This is a genomic window from Archangium lansingense (genome assembly GCF_026626635.1).
In the GTDB taxonomy this organism is placed as follows: domain Bacteria; phylum Myxococcota; class Myxococcia; order Myxococcales; family Myxococcaceae; genus Archangium; species Archangium lansingense.
In genome coordinates this window covers 8,677,788-8,695,990 of sequence record NZ_JAPNKA010000001.1, presented here as the reverse complement: position 1 = coordinate 8,695,990, position 18,203 = coordinate 8,677,788, and the positions used below count along the sequence as shown (strand labels likewise).

Sequence of the window (18,203 nt, the reverse complement as noted above, 5' to 3'; positions counted from 1 at the left end):
TGGCCGAGCAAGTACCGTTTGGAGCCTTGTCGTTTGCAGAGAACCCGGAGCCGCGCTGCCCGTGCGTGCTGCTGTTGGACACCTCCGGTTCCATGAATGGGCGCCCCATCGAGGCGCTCAACGCTGGACTGCTTCAGTACCGCGACGAACTGGCCGCTGACAGCCTCGCCTCCAAGCGAGTGGAGGTCGCGGTGGTCACCTTCGGGGGACAGGTGCAGACGCTGCACGACTTCTCCACCGCAGAGGCCTTCTTCCCCACCTCGCTGATGGCCGAGGGCAACACCCCCATGGGCGAGGCCATCGTCCGCGCCACGGACATGCTGTCGGCGCGCAAGAGCCTCTACCGGCAGAACGGCATCCTCTTCTACCGGCCGTGGATCTTCCTCATCACCGATGGGGGACCTACCGACTCGTGGCAGGCCGCCGCCGAGCGCGTGCGCCAGGGCGAGGCCTCCAAGTCCTTCTCCTTCTTCGCGGTGGGCGTGGAGGGGGCCAACCTGGACGTGCTCAAGCAGATCTCCGTACGCGAGCCGCTCAAGCTGGACGGCCTGCGCTTCCGGGACTTGTTCCAGTGGCTGTCCAACTCGCAGAAGGCCGTCTCGCGCTCGCAGACGACCGACGAGGTGCGGCTGGCCAACCCGGCGGCCCCCGGCGGCTGGGCGTCCGTATAGGAGACGGGGAACCACGCGATGTGGAGGCTGCTCCAGCAGTCCCTGGAGGGGACCTCGCACCGGCGCTCGGCCACACCCTGCCAGGATAGCTGCGCGGGGACGGCCACGTGCCCGGGGCAGGAGTCCTTCCTGGTGGTGGCATGTTCCGACGGAGCCGGCAGCGCGGGGCTGAGCCAGGAGGGCTCGGCGCTGGCGTGCCGGCGCTTCGTGGAGCTGGCCTGTGAGGCGCTCGAGCGCGAGGGTCCGGAGGCTGTGCGGGAGCCGGAGCGCATCCGCGACTGGTACCGACAGGTACGGCAGGAGTTGGAGGCGGAGGCCGCTCGGCGGGAGGTGCCGGTGCGCGAGCTGTCCTGCACGCTGCTGACGGCGGTGGTGGGAGAGCAGGCTGCCGTCTTCGCGCAGGTGGGGGACGGCGCCATCGTTGTGCGTGAGGGCGAGGGCTACGTGCCCGTGTTCTGGCCCCAAGCGGGCGAGTACGCCAACACCACCTGGTTCGTCACGTCGCCGGACTTGGAGCAGGTGCTGCAGGTGTCGAGCCGGGAGCCGGTGGACGAGGTCGCTCTGTTCACAGATGGGCTGCAGATGCTGGCGCTCCACTTCGCCTCGCGCTCGGTGCATCGCCCCTTCTTCGAGCCCCTGTTCACCGCGCTGCGCGGCGCCGCGCACCCGGAGGATCTGGTGGTGCCCCTGCGCTCGTTCCTGGACTCGCCTGCGGTCAACGAGCGCACGGACGATGACAAGACGCTCGTGCTCGCCGTTCGGGAAGGCTCCGGGGCAGGGCGCGCATCCTCGCCAGGTCCCGGGTAGCACGTGTCACAGCCCGTCCTCTTCACTTCGCGGGGTGAGCGGCTCGCCCTGGGCCCGGAGATGGGGCGCGGGGGCGAGGGCGCGGTGTATGTGCTGCCGAAGGATCCCCAGCGCGTGGCGAAGGTGTACCTGACGGCGCCACCAGCGGAGCAGGGCCGGAAGCTGGAGTGGATGGCGGCCCATGCGCCGAAGGGCGTGGAAAAGCTGGCGGCCTGGCCGCACGAGGTGCTGCACGAGGGCCGTGCGGGAGGTCCGGTGCGGGGCTTCACCATGCCTCGGGTGAACGGCCTCAAGCCCATCCACCTTCTGTACTCCACGGCGAGCCGCCGCAAGGAATTCCCCACCGCGGACTGGGCCTTCCTGGTGCAGACGGCGCTCAACTGCGCCAGCGTCTTCGAGGAGTTGCACGCGGTTGGCCACCTGGTGGGGGACGTCAACGAGAGCAACCTGCTGGTGTCGCCGCGAGACGCCACGGTGCGGCTGATTGACTGCGACTCGTTCCAGATACGGGCGGAGAACTGGGTGTTCCACTGCGAGGTGGGCGTGCCGCTCTTCACGCCTCCCGAGCTACAGGGCCAGTCCTTCCGGGGCGTGGAGCGGACGCCCTCGCAGGAGGGCTTCAGCCTGGCGGTGCTGCTCTTCCATCTGCTGTTCCTGGGGCGCCATCCCTTCACGGGCGTCTTCACGGGGCAGGGGGAGATGACGCCGGAGCGGGCCATCGGCGAGTTCCGCTTCGCCTATGGGCGCAACGCGCGGGCGTTGCAGATGACGCCGCCGGCCATCCATCTGCCGCTGGCGACGTTGACGCCGGAGCTGATTGGCCTCTTCGAGCGGGCCTTCGCACCGGACTCTCCGCGAGTGGGGCGGCCAGGGGCCACGGAGTGGTACCGCGCCTTGCAGGCGCTGGCGCGCTCGCTGCGAAGCTGTGCCCAGGAGCCCACGCACAAATATCCGCAGCACCTGCCGGCCTGCCCGTGGTGTCAGATGATGGCCACGCGCGGAGTGGCCTTCTTCTCCGCACCCGGGAACACGGCGACGGGACCGCGGGACTTCACCTGCTCCTTCCAAGAGATCGAGTCACTGTGGGCCGAGTCGCAACGGCTGCTGGCTCCGAACCTGGCCACGCCCGTACAGGCCCTGCCGATGCCCGCGCTCCCGGATCGACTGCCGGTGGAGCTCCAGTCGGAAGTGGATCGGGTGCGGCAGTCCAGCGTGGCCATGCTGGTGGGCGGAGTGCTGGCCACGGTGGGCTGGTGGGTGATGATGCTGGCCTCTCCCAAGGTGGGAGGGCTGTTGTTGGTGCCGGGAGGCACGCTGCTGGGCAGTGCCTCGGTCATGTGGTGGCTGAGCCGGAAGTACCAGCGGCTCCCGGCACAGGTGGCCGAACAACAGGAATTGCTGCATCAGGCGGAGCTAGGCCAGGCCGCGGCGCAGGGCGAGTCCGAGCGCTTCAAGGAAGACCTCAACCGGTTGGCGGAGCGGGCGCGTCAGTTGCTGCATGGGCTGCGTGCGGAGTACAGCAGGTTGCAGCCGGAGTTCGAGGCCGAGCAGCGGCGGCAGCTCCAGCATCGCGAGACGCTCCAGCGCGAGCAGTTCCTGCGGAGTGCGCTCATCGAGGACCATGAGATCGACGGCATCAAGCAGGCGCTGAAGTCGAACCTGGTGCGCTGGGGCATTGAGTCCGCGTACGACGTGCTGAAGGAGGACGTGAAGCAGGTGCCGGGCTTCGGCGAGGTGCGGACGACGCGCCTGGTGGCGTGGGCGAAGGAGGTGGAGAAGGGCTTCCGGTTCGATCCGAGCCTGGCGGTGAGCGAGGCGGAGCGAAGGGCACTGGTGTCGCACTTCCTGCAGCGAAAGGCGTCATTGCGCTCGCGGCTGGAGGCGGAGGTAGCGCCGCTGCGGAAGTGGTCGCAGGAGATGACGAAGAGCTCGGGCGAGCTGGCGACGAAGCTGGAAGGGGCTCAGCAGGCGGTGATGAGGGCCACGCTGGGGATGCCGGCGGCGAGGCCTGCGGTGGAGGCAGCGCTGAAGCCCCCAGTATGGGAGGACCGGCGCGTCCTGCTGGGGATGGTCATGGCGGTGGTGCTGGGAGGGCTGGCGGGGCTGGTGAGCCGGGCCTCGGGCGCAGCGGAGCCGGTGAAGGTGGCATTGCCTCCAGCGGCACTGGAGCAGGTGGAGCCCGAGGGGTCCGTCGAGGCGGCGGTGTTGCCGCTGGACTGCATGGCCCGGGAGCAGGCCACCACCGGAGCGCCGGTGCTGGAGCGGCTGGCGGCGGGAAGCCGGTTGGAGGTGGTGGCGGAGGAAGGTGGGTGGCGCAAGGTAGTGCTGACGGGTGGCCGCGAGGGGTGGACGGGCCCGAACTGCTGGCCTCCTCCGTGAGGCGCCAGGCCGCGCGTCTTCTTCCCAGAGAACCTGCGCGAGTACCTGGAAGGGCAGGGCGATTGCCCGCTCCCCGCCCCGGGAAGGTAGTCTCCTCCCGCCGGGAGGGATTGCGTGGAGACTCCGCAGCAACGGCTGGAACGAGAGACCCGTGAGGTGGAGCAGGCCCTGCGTGGCCTCTTCGCCATGCAACTGGATGACGGCCAGTTGCGGCAGGGGGTGGAGCAGCTCGGCACGCGCTGGGCCTTCCCGGGGCTCATCGCCCTCTGGGGTCCCGGGCTCTACTACCGCAACCGCACCGTTTTCCGCCCCTTCATCCTCGCCCGTTTCCCGCAGGTCACCTTCGACACGAGCGGCCGCCCGCAGTCGGTCTTCAAGGGGCCCTCCGCGGAGCTCTTCGAGAAGTGGCTCCAGGATGTCGATCGCTCCGGAGATGTGGAGCTCTTCCGCCGGTTGTACCGGCTCCAACTCCAGGACCTGTCCTGGGCGGAGGGCCACAAGCGCTGGCTCGCGGACCTGCAGACCCGCTACGGCGCTGCCTCCACCCGCGCACAGCGTCAGGGGGTGCTCAACCAGTTCGACCTCTACTTCGAGCTCGACGAGCCAACGGCCATCACCCTCTACACCGCGGACTCCGTGGTCTCGCGTGGCTTCATCCTCGAACACCTGCCTGGGATTCGGTGGATCGACTTCGGCCGGCGGTCGCCCTGGCAGAAGCTGTCTGCCCTGGCGCGCGAGCGCGGAGACGAGGCGCTGGCCTTCGACATCTACCGCCGGCAGGTGCCGGAGGAGACCTGGAAGCGGGACGTGCTGGCGCTGGGTGACACCCTCCAGGAGCCCGGAGCCTTGGTGGAGGCACTCGAGCAGCGGCACCCGGCGTACTGGCTCAGAGATGCGGCTACCCCCTTCCTCGAGCTCGCCCGCAAGCGCGGCCGAGCCGTGGTGCCCTACCTCCTGCGCCACATCCGCAACGTGCGCCAGCCCTGGGGCCCTTTCAACCGGAGCTTCTCCCAGTTGGTGGAACTGGCTCGCGAGCGGGAATGGTTGGACCTGTGGTCCGCGCTGATGCGTACCTCGGCGGCTCCCAAGACCTACAACAGTGAAATGCTCGGCCTGCTTCAGCGCTCGCCGCTCCCCGAGGGCGAGGTGCGGCGGCGCCTCCTGCTGCTCACTGGAGTGGGCCGGGAGGCCAACTTCCCGGGGCTCGGCCTCGCCCAGGTGCAGCCGCTCGAGGACGACACGGCGGTGCTGCTGTACGAGCGTTTCCCGGACCTCGTGCGCGGCCCCTTCCTGCGGCACGTCTCTTCCGGTTGGAGTGGGACCTATCCGAAGCTCACCGCGCGGGCGCTCGCACTCGAGGATGCGCCGCTGGTGGACTTCCTCGCCAGCCGCGTGGCGCTCCAGGACCTGAGCTATGTCTACCTGAAGCAGCCTTCACCCTGGACCAGGGTCATCGAGCAACTCTCCGCCTTCTATGAGTCGTTGCTGCAGCGCTCGCCCGATGCGTTCGCATCCCGGGCTGCCAACGTTCTAGGGAAGATGCCGGCCTTTGCTATCAGGGACTACGGGGCACTGGTTCGCAGCAACCGATTGGCCCGGCTCTTCTTCGAGCGGGCTCACGCGCACTACGCGGCGGATGCACGCGCAATCAGAGACCTGCTCGAGTCGCCGCAGATCCACGTGCAGGCGCTCGCCTTCCGGGTGCTCGCCCGGGACGATGAACGGGCCCGTGCACTCGCCGCGCGGAATGTCGACCTGCTCCAGGCCACCCTCCTGCGACCGCTGCATCGCAAGACACGGGTGATGGCACTGGGGGCCCTGCGCAACGCCATCCGCGACGAAGCCGCCGCGCGCCAGCTCGCCGGCCACATTCGCGATGCCATGGATCTGCCGGACAGGCGGTACCCGAAGGAAGTCCTGCTCGGGTTGCTCGCCGATCTCCTCCACCGCTGGCCCGAGCTGCGAGGCCCCTCTGAGCAGCCGGTGGTGTACGGAGGTGCCGCGTGATTCCGCTCCTCTTCGACTACGCCACGCCCAGCGCCTTCACCTCCGATTGGGAGCGCGCGCAGCTCGGCCTGTCTCCCAACCTCCGCCGTCCGCTGCGTTTCCACGGTCGCATTCGCGAGCACGTGCTCTCCGTGCGGCTCGCGCTCCAGGCGCTCGGCGAGCTCATCTGGTCCGACGACTCCTGGGCCTCGACCGACGAGTACCTCTCAACCGTGCTCGACCCGGTCGTCACCGTCCACCGGGACCGCGTCTTCTTCGAGGCCTTCAGCCAGGACCAGAGTGCCTATGGCCTGGTCATCGTCGACCGGGCGCTGTTCGAGACGGAAGGGGCGGTGGAGTGCGGTACCACCAACGTGGACTTCACCGCATGGCTCTGGGCGGCACTGGCGGAGATGCGCTCCTCGCGTGACACGTGGTTGCGCATCGAGAAACCCGGCATCGAGGTGCGGACGGAGGGCGCTGGAGGCCGCTTCGAGCAGAAGGTGGAGCTGCCGGACTCCTGGGTGCGCGGCTTCCTTCAGCTTCAGGGCGCCATGGCCCTGCCAGGCACGCGCCTCACCGTGCGCCCGGTGGATCTGGTCGCTGCCCTGCGTTTCCTGCGTTTCAGCCATGCGAAGGTGTCGCCGCGTGCGCTGCGCTACGTCTTCGAGCCCGGCCAGCCCGCGGCTCTGGTGCTGGAGCCGTGGGAGGAGCGCTTCGTCCTGCGCGGGGCGGAGCACAGCTACGATGAGTCCCGCACCGTGCGCACCTGGGGCCGCCGCCGGCTCCGGCTCATCGAGCCATTGCTGCCCTACGCCAGCAAGGTGGACGTCTTCCTCAAGGGCCGGGCCCTTCCGAGCTTCTACGCCGTGGAGCTGCCCGGGGTGACATGGGTGTTGGGACTCACCGGGTGGAGCGCTCAGCGCTTTACCGGCTCGGGGAGCTTCGATTTGCTCACGCCCGAGGTGCCGGTGGCTCCGGATCTGAAGGAGCGCGTCCTCTCCGTGCTGCGCGAGCGGCAGGCTGCCAGCGTGGAGGCGCTTGCCCAGGCGGTGGGAGCGGACAAGCCGGACACCAGCCGCGCCCTGTTCCACCTATGCCGGGCCGGCATGACCATCTTCGACGTGCAGCGCCGTGAATACCGCCACCGGGAGCTCTTCGAGACCCCCGTGGACGAGGAGCGCCTCTTTCCTCCCGACCTCCGGCGCGAGCGGGCCAGTGCGCTGCTCCAGGAGGGCCGCGTGCGAGTGGAGTCCGTCGCGCCCCGCGAGACACGGAAAATCAAATGGCTGCCCACGCCCGAGGGAACGGTGCGCCGGGAGATCATCCATCGCGACCAGGTCGTGGAGGGAGCGGTGGCGGAGCAGTCGCGGGTGGAGCTCGTCCTCAACGACGAGGAGCGGCTCATCTTCGCCACCTGCGGCTGTGACTTCTTCCTGGAGAACATCCTCAACCAGGGGCCCTGTGAGCACATGCTGGCGTTGCTGACGGCGAGCGCGGGGGCACGCCGGGACATGGCCACCTCCGCCGCCGTGTCGCCGGAGGCCGAGGCGCTGTCCACACGCCCCCGCTCCGAGGAGCCTGAGGCGGGTGCGAGTGCCGGAGAGGAGCTTGACGGTGAAGAGGCCTAGGACGATAAGGATCGTGCTTCATCCGAGGGAGCCGTTCGCCCGGGAGTCAGCCATTTGTGCCGCGGTGCTTCGCCGCGGCGGTGTCATGTTGCCTTCACCTCGCCACGGACCCCAGCGTACGGAACGCTGGGACCCATGGTTCCAGAGCTTCGAGAGTGACGCGCGACCGGCTCCCTCGGATGCAGGCGCTTGCTCCAGAGGAGGGGAGGGCCATGGGCTTCGTTGATTGGCTCAAGGGGCTCTTCCGCAAGCCCTTGATGCGGGACGTCTCACGGCTCGACCGGGAGAGCGCCTCGCTCGATGCGGTGCGAGAGGTGGTGCGGCCCGAGTCCGGCCCCCTCAAGCCCGGTCATCGCCGCACGGTCCGGCGAGATCCCCGGCTGCTGCCCAAGCCGGAGCAGAAGAAGGTGCCGCTCAAGAAGCGCAAGAAGTGGATGGCGGTGAGCGAGGCCCGCCGGCTCTTCGCTGGGACGCTGCGCACGCGCAACCGGCACATCAGTGATCTCCTCCCGGACGAGGCGCAGTTGCAGCGCCTCGGCCTCCCCCTGCTGCGGGACGAGGGGGACGTGGCCAGCGCACTGGGCATCTCCGTGGGCGAGCTGCGCTTCTTCTCCATCCACCGGGAGGCCGAGCGGGTTCCGCACTACGTCACCTTCTCCATCCCCAAGCGCAACGGTGGGCGGCGGCTCATCATGGCGCCCAAGCGCCGGTTGAAGGTGGTGCAGCGCAAGCTCCTGCCGCTGCTCGTGGACAAGCTGCCGGTGAGTGGGCATGCGCACGGCTTTCGGGCGGGGCGCTCCATCCGCACGGGCGCCGAGCCCCACGTGGGCAAGGCAGTGATTCTGAAGATGGACCTCGCCGACTTCTTTCCGTCCGTCACCTATGTCCGGGTGCGTGGTCTGCTGATTGCCCTTGGGTATGGCTACACAGTAGCGGCCACGCTCGCGGCGCTGATGACGGAAGCCGAGCGCCAGCCGGTGGAGGTGAACGGCGTCCGGCTGCACGTGCCGGTGGGCCCGCGCGCCTGTGTGCAGGGGGCTCCCACCAGCCCGGGCTTGTGCAACGCGGTGGTGCGGCGGTTGGACCTTCGGCTCGCGGGACTCGCGCGCAAGCACGGCTATTCCTTCACTCGCTACGCGGACGACTTGTGCTTCTCGGGCGGTTCGCTGGAGGCCCTGAAGGAGCTGCGCGCGGGGGCGAAGCGCCTCATCGAGACCGAGGGCTTCCGGGTGAACGAGGCAAAGACACGCGTTGCCCGGCGGGGCCGCCGGCAGCAGGTGACGGGGGTGGTGGTGAACGAGACGCTCGGCCTGTCGCGCCAGGAGCGCCGGAAGCTGCGCGCCTCCATCCACCAGGCGCGGAAGGAGGGGGCGGCACCCGAGGCCGCTGCCCGCATCGAGGGCAGGCTGGCCTACCTCTCCATGCTCAACCCTTCGCAGGCCGCCACCCTGCGCAAGCGGTGGAAGCCCTCCGGGTAGGGGTGGCTACGCCGCCCAGGGCATCGGGGCGATGGGGTCGCACGTCGTCTTCATCGTCCTCGGAACGCCGGGCTCCGCCGGGTGCTGGATGGCGAGCGTGACTTCGTTCACGTGCAGGGCGAACCGGGAAGACAGCCGGCATGGGCGCCCCTGGTGCACGGCCTCGGCCACCTCGGCGATTCCTCGCGAGACATCCATGGTGTTGGCCTTGCGAGACCCGCGGGACTGCCCGGGTCCCGGTACCAGGGGCAGCGCCTCGGGGCCCAGTCCCATCCACTTCGCCTTCACCGGGTTCTTCTCCACCTTCAGCCCGAGCGCATCGCGCCGCCCGAGGTACACCGGCGAGTTGTAGAGCCAGCAATCTTTCGTGCTCAGCACTCCCCGGTCACCGATGAGCCGCAGTCCATGGTCGTACGGCGCGTAGATGCTGTGCGTGAGTCTGGCCACCGTGCCGGAAGCGAACTCGATGCAGGCCACGCTGAAGTCTGGCGTCTGCCGGTCCACCTCTACGCCCTTGTCTGGCGTGAGCACGGTGGAGAAGGATGTGACCCGCGAGGCTGGGCCAAAGAAGGCCACCATCCAGGTGATGTAGTAGCCCGCGTGCGCCAGCGTGCAGCCGACCTCGTACTCGTCCTTCGCCGGCCACGGGTTGCCCGAGTCGCTGCGCCACCGCTCGGGCTTCATCAGGTGGATGGGCCCGTCATCCAGCTCCGCGTACACCAGCCGCACCCGGCCGATTCGCTCCTCGCGCAGCGCCTTCCACAAGGTCTGCGCCGTCTCGCCCAGCAGGCTGCACGGCGCGCTCGCGAGTTGGAGTCCCCGGGACTCGGCGAGTGCCACCAGCTCCTCGGCGTGAGCCATCTCCATGGCCAGCGGCTTCTCCGAGTACACGTGCTTGCCGGCCTCGAGAGCGGCCTTCGTCAGCGTGTAGTGGCTGTGCGGGTTGGTGAGGTTCACCACGCACTCCACGCGGTCATCCGCCAGCAGTTCCTCGTAGTTGCGGTACCTCGTGGGCAAGCGGTGGAAGCCTGCGAAGCGTTCGGCGCGCGGTCCATCCCGGTCCATGACACCCACCAGCTGCAGGCGGGGGTGGTCGGGTAGCGTCTTCAGGTAGTAATCGGCGACATAGCCCGTGCCAACGATGGCGATACGCATGTTTCCCTTCGTCCTCTGCCCCCTGGCAGTGCGTGTTTCCTACAGTGGTGTAGGGCGTGTCCACTCCCGTCGGATGGCATCCACCGTCCGCATGAGCTCCACGGATTCATCGAGCGGCATCAGCGGGCTCTCTCGCAGGCCCTCTCGCAGGCAGCGCATGACCTCGAGGGCCTCGTGCGCGTAGCCGTTGCCGAGCACCCGGCGCGTCACCCGCTCGGTGCGGACGAAGCCGACGGCCTGGCGTACCTCGCGCACCAGCGGGTGATGCTTGATCCGCCCCAGCCCGAGCCGCTCCGCGTACCCACGCATCCGCGAGACCTCGCGCCCACCGCCCAGCCGAGGTGAGCGCACGAGGGACAGCGTCTCCGGGCGGTAGAGTGGCTCGTGGAGATGGATCATCCCCTCGGTGCCCATCAGGGCCGCGTCGTCCGTGGTGCGGTTGCGCACGCTGGTGGTGAGCGCGGCCTGCCGTCCCTCGGGGAACTCGAGGAGGATGGTGCACTGCTCGTCCACCCCCGTCTGACCGAACACGGCCTGGCTGGTGATGCGCGTGGGCCGGCCCATCAGCCGCAGGGCGAGGGACAGCGGGTAGACGCCCAGATCCAGCAGTGCGCCGCCGCCGAGCTTCGGATCGAAGAGGCGGTGCCGCGGGTCGAACTCGATGGGCAGGCCGAGGTTCGCGGTGAGCATGCGCACGTCGCCGATGGCACCCGCGCGCACCCGTGACTCCAGCTCACGCAGCACGGGGACGAAGCGCATCCACATGCCTTCCATGCAGAACAGCCCGCGAGCCCGGGCCGTCTCGGCGATGGCGCTGGCCTCGGCCGCGTCCAGGGTGAAGGGCTTCTCGCACAGCACGGGCTTGCCGTGCTCGAGCGCCAGCAGACAGTGCTCCCGGTGCGCGCTGTTGGGGGTTGCTACGTAGACGACGTCCACGTTCGCGTCGCGCACCAGATCCTCGTAGGTGGCGTAGGCGCGCGGCACACCGTGCTCGCGGGCGAAGGCGTCGGCGTTCTGACGCGAGCGCGAGCCCACCGCGAGCAGTTGGGCGTCTGGGATTTCCCGGAGCCCTCGTGCGAAGAGTCCCGCCACCTGTCCTGTCCCGAGAATGCCCCAGCGAATGGTGTCACGCATATGACTCCGCAGACGCTATGCCAGGAGCGCGCATGGGGACAGTGGAAACAGCTCCGCGACGCGTACTTCGCGGAATGGATGCAACGCATCCAGCCTGGAGCAAGATCGGTCTATCCGTTGTAGAGGCCAGCCATAAATACAGTGAAGCTGTCCGCGACGGGGTAGATGGTCATCTCCATCGACACAAGGACGACCTTGGGTTGCGCTGGTGAGTCTCTGTAATCGAAACACAAGTATTCGCCACCGGGAGTGAGGGCGAAGGGAAAGATCCCTGCTGGAACGTGCGGCTGCAGTACCTGATGAGCCTTGCTGATCGAGTACGGTTCCTTTTCGCTGTCTGTGCTGACAATCAACAAGACACTGAACGCATCGTTGCCCGTGCCGACATCGAAGGCGCAAGGTTCTGGTCCCATGCCCTGGTGGGTTGAGACAATCTCCCTATACAGTTCTGGGAGCCTTACCCCCCACTGTTGCTCGAGCTGGTCAAGAACCTGCGAGTCCAGTGGATGGGGCTCGTTCCAGACGTAGGGCTGCCATTGGATTCTCATCGTTACTGGCCTCCTCCCCAGATTGCCATCCCACCCGTGTGAGGAGCGGCGAGTTGGTGCTCTTCGAGGCTTACCAACTGCATTCTTCCAACATCCTGATGATGGTGCCAGGAGTAACCAATCGGTGGCTTCGTCGAGGAAGAGAGTTTCTCGATGGCATCGGCGCTGAGCCCAAGCTCCTTGGCCAGGCGAGGGTCTTGTTTGATCGCTTGGGATAGTTTCTGGTTGGCGGCTTTGTAATGCGAGAAGCGTTGTCCGCTACCGACATGGACGTCGTCCAGTAGGGTCTCGAACTTTGTGTTGAACTCCGCGAAGCCATCCCTGTCGAACCTGACGGTGGTTTTGCCATTCGAGACCGTCTGTCCAGCTCGATTGCGGCCCAGGTTCGTGATGGGAGTGGGCGGATTCCTCGTGTCTTTGTAGGGCAGGAGCCTCCCGTCCTCGGTGAACCTCGGTTTGCGCCACGACTCGATGAACGGCAGGCGGTACTTGCTCGGAGCGTTGCTCTGGGCCGCCAGACCTGGCGCTCCAGAGGTTCCGCCACCGTCCATCCCCTGAGCGGCCATGGCGAGGGCGCCCGGAGCCAGCGTCAGGGTGAAGCTCCCCTGGCCCACCAGTACCTGCCGCACCTGACTCAGCGCCGAAAGTCCCAGGCCCACCTGAGACCTGGCTTGAACGGACGCCTGCGCGTAGCCCGGCAGTCTTGGGCCCTTCATGAGCAGGTTCGTGGTCGAGCCAATGGCCGCTGTCGCCAACATCACCAACAGGCGCCCCACCTGCGCTCCCATCACCCGGCCAAAGCGCTCACCTGCCTCGCGCACCTCGGCGAAGGTGCGTGCCTGCTGGGTCTCCATCTCCAACTGCCTCCAGCCCTGCAGCAGGCTCCACACGGTATCCAGCCCCAGGTAGGCAATCATGAAGCAGCCGAAAGAGACGGCGGCCGCCTGGGTCACCGGCAGGGGAAAGGCGAGCATGGCGAGGTAGCCCGCCATGGCGGACATGACCATGGATTGCAGGGCCATCGGGTCCACCATGCCGGCCCAGACTTCCACTGAGCCTTCCCAGACCGAGCCCAGAGAGATGGTTAGCGCCAGCGTACGCCTCGCCTCGGCACCCAGGGAGAGAGTGCTGTCCAGCAGGGACAAACAGTCGCCAGGAGTGCCCCGACGCTCGCACCAGCGGGAATAGTCCCGCGTCAACGCCGAGCCTTCGTCTTCCTGTCGGGGCTGGTCGCAGAGCGCCAACCGCTGATGGCGAGGGGAGGGTAACTCCAGCTCCGTCACCAACCGGGCCATGGCCGTGTCGAACTGCGCCAGGGTCACCTCCACGGGTGTGCCGTGCGGAGGTGCGAAGGTCTGCGGTGGGCTTTCTTCCGTCTCCAGGCGAACCTGGACCTGGCTGGATGCGCCTTGCGTGGAGCGAATATCAGGCCCGGCCACTCGAGTCCCATCCGTTGCGCAGGCCATCAGCATCAGGCTTGCCGCCAGCAGGAATCCCGTCACCTGTCCTGTCCCGAGAATGCCCCAGCGAATGGTGTTCTGCATGGCGACGCGGCAGCTTACGAGGCTTCCGTTGACGCCGTGTGAGATCCACGTGCGTCACCTTCCAGGTCCTGCTACTCGACACCACCTCCGAGGGATGCCTCTTGACTCCGTGTACCAGAACATGGCACCAAGCACGACCAGAGAATGATAATGAGAACCATTCTCAACTTCTAATTCTCGCTCGGGCTGGGGGTCTCCGGCCCTTGGGAGGGAACACATGGGAACAACCACCAGAGTTGCCCTGGTGACAGGGGCTGCCCAGGGCATTGGGGCGGCGGTAGCACGGGTGCTGGCTGGCGACGCGTCCATCGCGGCGCTCGACACTCGGGAGGAGGGACTGGCCTCGCTGGTGGCGGAGCTGCGCGAGCGTGGCTGCCGCGCCGCCGCCTTTCCGGCCGATGTGAGCAACAGCGCCGCGGTCGAAGCCGTGGTCGAGCGGATTGAGCGCGAGCTGGGACCCATCGGCATCCTGGTCAATGTCGCCGGTGTGCTGCGCATGGGCCCGGTCGTGTCCCTCAGCGATGAGGACTGGGCGGCCACCTTCGCGGTCAACACCCATGGCGTGTTCCATGTCTCCCGCGCCGTCGCGCGGCGCATGGTGCCGCGCCAGTCCGGAGTGATTGTCACCGTCGGCTCGAATGCCGCCGGAGTGCCTCGCATGCAGATGGCCGCCTACGCCGCCTCCAAGGCCGCCTCCACCATGTTCACCAAATGCCTGGGGCTCGAGCTGGCTCAGCACAACATCCGCTGCAACGTGGTGTCTCCCGGCTCCACCGACACGGCCATGCAGCGCGCGCTGTGGGCCGACGAGCATGGCGCGCAGGCGGTGATCGCCGGCTCGCCCGAGACCTTCCGCGTGGGCATCCCCCTGCGCCGGATCGCCACTCCGGCTGATATCGCCGAGGCGGTGTCGTTCCTCGTCTCGGACCGGGCACGCCACATCACGCTGCATGACCTTTGTGTCGACGGCGGCGCGACGCTGGGCGCCTAGGGTCTTTTTGTCTTCCGATTCTGAGAATGGTTTTCATTTTCAATGTCAAGAGGTGGTTGTGATGACCGGAAGTTCCAGTGAGCCGCGGATGCTGGCGACGCAGTTGCTCGATAGCTACGAGGCGGGCTCGTCCTTCTTCTTCGCCTCGCCCAAGCGCACCATGCTGGCGAGAGGCACGTTCGCGACGGTGCCGCACTCCGGAGGCACCAACGCGCTGGAGCTCCTGCCCGAGCGCGTGGCGACGGTGCTCAACGAGGCCCGGGAGGCTGCTCACGACATCCCCGTGGCCGTCGGTGCGGTGCCCTTCGACAGCTCGATTCCCGCGCAGCTCGTGGTGCCCATGACCATCCAGCGCGCGGGGCCGCTGGTGTTCGATTCGGCTGCTCCTGCGCAGCGCCCGCTGGCCGAGCGGTACACGGTCCAGCCGGTACCCGAGCCCGCAGCCTATCTCAACGGCGTGGCACAGGCGCTGAAGCTGATGCAGAGCGGACCGCTGCGCAAGGTGGTGCTGTCCCGCTCGCTCCAGCTCAACGCCGCCACGCCCATCGACCTGACGCAGTTGCTGCGCAACCTGGCTCGGCGCAACCCCTCCGGCTACACCTTCGCGGTGGATCTGCCTCCGCAGCTGGCGGCCACGCCTGGAGCAGGGCGACGCACGTTGATCGGCGCCAGCCCGGAGCTGTTGGTCTCGCGCTCGGGGTTGCAGGTGCTCGCCAACCCGCTGGCGGGGACGACGCCTCGCAGCGCCGATCCGATCGAGGATCAAGAGCGGGCTGCCGCCCTGCGCGTCTCCCCCAAGGACCTTCACGAGCATGCCGTGGTCATCGAGTCGGTCGTGGAGGCGCTGCGTCCGTACTGCAAGACGCTGGATGTTCCCGCGGAGCCGTCACTCGTCAGCACGCCGACCCTGTGGCACCTGTCGACCCGGATCAGCGGTGAGCTGAAGGATCCGTCCATCTCCTCGCTGATGCTGGCCGTCGCGATGCATCCCACGCCGGCGGTGTGTGGCTACCCGACGGAGCTGGCCCACGCGGCGATCGGTACCATCGAGCCCTTCGAGCGCGGCTACTACACGGGCACGGTGGGGTGGTGCGACGCCAACGGCGACGGCCAGTGGGCAGTGACCATCCGCTGCGCGGAGGCCGATGAGCACTCGCTGCGGCTGTTCGCGGGAGCGGGAATCGTGGTCGGTTCCAAGCCCGAGTCCGAGCTGGCCGAGACCGAGGCGAAGTTCCGGACCATGCTCCAGGCGATGGGGCTGGGGCAGGGCGCTGAGGTGCAGCCATGACGGACCCTCAGCGGGAGACTGCTTTGCTTCCGGGATGCCCCACCTGGCCCGAGGAGTTTGCCACGCGCTACCGGCAGGCTGGCTACTGGCGTGGCGAGACCTTCGGGCAGGTGCTGCGCGAGCGGGCCCAGCGCCACGGTGAGCGCACCGCGATCGTCGCCGGAACACAGCGCTGGAGCTACCGCGAGCTCGACGAACGAGCCGATCGGCTGGCCGCTGGGCTCCAGGCCCTGGGCATCAAGCCGAGGGATCGGGTGGTGGTGCAGCTGCCCAACATCGCCGCGTTCTTCGAGGTGTGCTTCGCGCTGTTCCGGCTGGGCGCGCTGCCGGTGTTCGCGCTCCCCGCACACCGGAGCGCGGAGATCAGCTACTTCTGCGCGTTCACCGAAGCGGTCGCCTACATCATCCCTGACAGGCACGTTGGGTTTGATTATCGGTCGTTGGCCGAGCAGGTCCGCGACCGGGTGCCGGGCCTGCGGCATGTGATTGTCGCTGGCGACGCTGGCCCGTTCACCCCGTTGAGCAGTCTGTATGCCTCGCCCGTCGAGCTGTCGGAGCCGAGCCCCAGTGACGTGGCGTTCTTCCAGCTCTCGGGCGGTAGCACCGGCATTCCCAAGCTCATCCCGCGGACTCACGACGACTACATCTACAGCGTGCGTGCCAGCGCGGAGATCTGCCAACTCGATGGGTCGAGCGTGTACCTGTGCGCGCTGCCCGCCGCGCACAACTTCCCGCTCAGCTCGCCGGGCGTGCTCGGCACCCTGTATGCGGGTGGCACGACCGTGCTGGCTCCGGCCCCCAGCCCCGACGTGGCGTTTCCGCTGATTGAGCGCGAGCGCGTCACCATCACCGCGCTGGTGCCTCCACTGGCGATGATCTGGCTGGATGCCGCCTCGGCCCGGCGCCATGACCTGTCGAGTCTGCGGGTGCTGCAGGTCGGCGGTGCGAAGTTCAGCGAGGAGGCCGCGCGGCGCGTGCGTCCTACGCTCGGGTGCACGCTGCAGCAGGTCTTCGGAATGGCCGAGGGCCTGGTCAACTACACCCGGCTGGATGATTCCGAAGAGCTCATTGTCACCACCCAGGGCAGGCCGATCACTTCCGACGATGAGATCCGGGTGGTCGACGAGGATGACAACGAGGTCGCTCCAGGGGAGACGGGCCAGCTCTTGACTCGCGGTCCCTACACCATCCGCGGCTACTACAAGGCTGAGACGCACAACTCGCGTGCGTTCACCTCCGACGGCTTCTACCGCACCGGCGATGTGGTGAGGGTGACTCCGGAGGGCTACCTGGTGGTGGAAGGGCGCGAGAAGGATCAGATCAACCGCGGCGGCGAGAAGGTTGCCGCCGAGGAGGTCGAGAACCACCTCCTGGCCCATCCCGCCGTCCATGACGCGGCGGTGGTTGCCATCCCGGATCCGTTCCTTGGCGAGCGCACCTGCGCGTTCGTCATCCCACGCGAAGCACCGCCGCCCGCCGCCTCGCTCACCGCGTTCCTGCGCGAGCGCGGTCTGGCGGCCTTCAAGATTCCAGACCGAGTCGAGTTCGTCGAAGCGTTCCCGAAGACCGGAGTCGGGAAGGTCAGCAAGAAGGCGCTGCGCGAGACGCTCTCCCGGCGAAACGCCGTTTCCAACCCCTGAAAGGAGTCCCTCCATGGCGCTTCCCGCCATCGCCCCCTATCCCATGCCCGGCGCGGCCGACCTGCCCAAGAACAAGGTGTCGTGGACGCCGGATCCCCAGCGCGCCGTGCTGCTGATCCACGACATGCAGCGCTACTTCCTCGGCGCCTTCACCCCCGGGCAGCCGCCGGTGACGGAGCTGCTCGCGAACATCCAGCGGCTGCGGCAGCACTGCACCGCGCTCGGCATTCCGGTGGTGTATTCCGCCCAGCCCGGTGGCCAGACGCCCGAGCAGCGCGGCCTGCAACTGGACCTGTGGGGGCCGGGCATCAACGGCGGCCCGGATCAGAAGCAGATCGTCGATGCGCTCGCTCCGAGTGAGAGCGACATCCTCCTCACCAAGTGGCGCTATAGCGCGTTCATCAAGACTGGGCTGCTGGAGCTCCTGCGTGAGCGCAAGCGCGACCAGCTCATCATCTGCGGCATCTACGCCCACATCGGCTGCCTGCAGACGGCCAGCCATGCGTTCATGCACGATGTGCAGGCGTTCCTGGTCGCGGACGCGCTGGGTGATTTCTCGCTGGAGCAGCACCACCTGGCCCTGAACTACGCGGCGAAGCTGTGCGCCGTTACCACCACCACCCAGCGGCTCGTCGAGGGGCTGCAGCCCCCGGCCTCGCAGGGAGAGCTGTCCCTGAGCCCCCAGCAGGTGCGCTCGGATGTCGCTGAGCTGCTCCAGGCAGAGACCTCGATTGGCGATGACGAGAACCTGCTGGAGCGGGGGCTCGATTCCATCCGGATCATGACCCTGGTCGAGCGCTGGCGGCGCACCGGAGCGGAGATCTCCTTCGTGGAGCTCGCCGAGCGCCCGACGCTCACGGACTGGTACGCGCTGCTGTCCTCGGCGACCGCCCAGCGCACCTCCCACCACGCTTCGTAGTCAGCGGCGCGCGGGGACCTCCTCCGTCCCCG

Annotated in this window: 14 protein-coding genes; 10 read left to right on the top strand and 4 right to left on the bottom strand. The window is 68.0% G+C overall.

What is annotated here, in order from left to right; all coding sequences use genetic code 11:
- The first annotated feature begins 26 nt into the window (after window positions 1-26).
- The 6 genes from OV287_RS34315 (at window position 27) to OV287_RS34290 (ending at window position 8,952) form a co-directional block, all read left to right on the top strand.
- Complete coding sequence (locus tag OV287_RS34315) at window positions 27-671, top strand: vWA domain-containing protein (protein ID WP_267538261.1); 645 nt, start codon at window positions 27-29, stop codon at window positions 669-671.
- An 18-nt stretch (window positions 672-689) separates the two neighbouring features.
- Window positions 690-1,478: a PP2C family serine/threonine-protein phosphatase gene (locus tag OV287_RS34310; protein ID WP_267538260.1), complete on the top strand. Its 789-nt coding sequence runs from the start codon at window positions 690-692 to the stop codon at window positions 1,476-1,478.
- A 3-nt stretch (window positions 1,479-1,481) separates the two neighbouring features.
- The gene (locus OV287_RS34305; protein WP_267538259.1) at window positions 1,482-3,857 is read left to right on the top strand and encodes an SH3 domain-containing protein; all 2,376 of its coding nucleotides are present in this window, start codon (window positions 1,482-1,484) and stop codon (window positions 3,855-3,857) included.
- Window positions 3,858-3,971: 114 nt separating this feature from the next.
- Window positions 3,972-5,864 (top strand): gliding motility protein, encoded by a 1,893-nt coding sequence (locus OV287_RS34300; protein WP_267538258.1) that lies wholly within the window; start codon window positions 3,972-3,974, stop codon window positions 5,862-5,864.
- Complete coding sequence (locus OV287_RS34295; protein ID WP_267538257.1) at window positions 5,861-7,474, top strand: SWIM zinc finger family protein; 1,614 nt, start codon at window positions 5,861-5,863, stop codon at window positions 7,472-7,474. Before OV287_RS34300 ends, OV287_RS34295 begins: the two co-directional genes overlap by 4 nt.
- A gap of 212 nt (window positions 7,475-7,686) precedes the next feature.
- A complete protein-coding gene (locus OV287_RS34290; RefSeq protein ID WP_267538256.1) occupies window positions 7,687-8,952 on the top strand; it encodes a reverse transcriptase family protein in 1,266 nt (421 codons plus the stop codon).
- A gap of 6 nt (window positions 8,953-8,958) precedes the next feature.
- On the opposite strand, the gene OV287_RS34285 is transcribed toward OV287_RS34290, so the two are convergent.
- The 4 genes from OV287_RS34285 to sitA5 form a co-directional block, all read right to left on the bottom strand.
- The gene (locus OV287_RS34285; protein ID WP_267538255.1) at window positions 8,959-10,107 is read right to left on the bottom strand and encodes a Gfo/Idh/MocA family protein; all 1,149 of its coding nucleotides are present in this window, start codon (window positions 10,105-10,107) and stop codon (window positions 8,959-8,961) included.
- Between the two features lie 39 nt (window positions 10,108-10,146).
- Window positions 10,147-11,241 carry a Gfo/Idh/MocA family protein gene (locus OV287_RS34280; RefSeq protein ID WP_267538254.1) on the bottom strand — a complete coding sequence of 365 codons (1,095 nt, stop codon included), beginning with the start codon at window positions 11,239-11,241 and terminating at the stop codon, window positions 10,147-10,149.
- Window positions 11,242-11,351: 110 nt separating this feature from the next.
- The gene (locus tag OV287_RS34275; RefSeq protein ID WP_267538253.1) at window positions 11,352-11,789 is read right to left on the bottom strand and encodes an SMI1/KNR4 family protein; all 438 of its coding nucleotides are present in this window, start codon (window positions 11,787-11,789) and stop codon (window positions 11,352-11,354) included.
- A gap of 2 nt (window positions 11,790-11,791) precedes the next feature.
- On the bottom strand, window positions 11,792-13,333 hold the full coding sequence (gene sitA5 / locus OV287_RS34270; protein ID WP_267538252.1) for a SitA5 family polymorphic toxin: 1,542 nt from the start codon (window positions 13,331-13,333) through the stop codon (window positions 11,792-11,794).
- A gap of 217 nt (window positions 13,334-13,550) precedes the next feature.
- Here sitA5 and OV287_RS34265 point away from each other — a divergent pair, with 217 nt between their 5' ends.
- The 4 genes from OV287_RS34265 (at window position 13,551) to OV287_RS34250 (ending at window position 18,171) form a co-directional block, all read left to right on the top strand.
- Window positions 13,551-14,324: a 2,3-dihydro-2,3-dihydroxybenzoate dehydrogenase gene (locus OV287_RS34265; protein WP_267538251.1), complete on the top strand. Its 774-nt coding sequence runs from the start codon at window positions 13,551-13,553 to the stop codon at window positions 14,322-14,324.
- Window positions 14,325-14,385: 61 nt separating this feature from the next.
- Entirely contained in the window at window positions 14,386-15,612 is a 1,227-nt protein-coding gene (gene dhbC, locus OV287_RS34260) for an isochorismate synthase DhbC (RefSeq protein WP_267538250.1), read from the top strand.
- Window positions 15,609-17,252 (top strand): (2,3-dihydroxybenzoyl)adenylate synthase, encoded by a 1,644-nt coding sequence (locus OV287_RS34255; RefSeq protein WP_267538249.1) that lies wholly within the window; start codon window positions 15,609-15,611, stop codon window positions 17,250-17,252. The genes dhbC and OV287_RS34255 overlap by 4 nt, the downstream gene beginning before the upstream one ends.
- Before the next feature lie 13 nt (window positions 17,253-17,265).
- On the top strand, window positions 17,266-18,171 hold the full coding sequence (locus OV287_RS34250) for an isochorismatase family protein (protein ID WP_267538248.1): 906 nt from the start codon (window positions 17,266-17,268) through the stop codon (window positions 18,169-18,171).
- Window positions 18,172-18,203 lie beyond the last annotated feature (32 nt).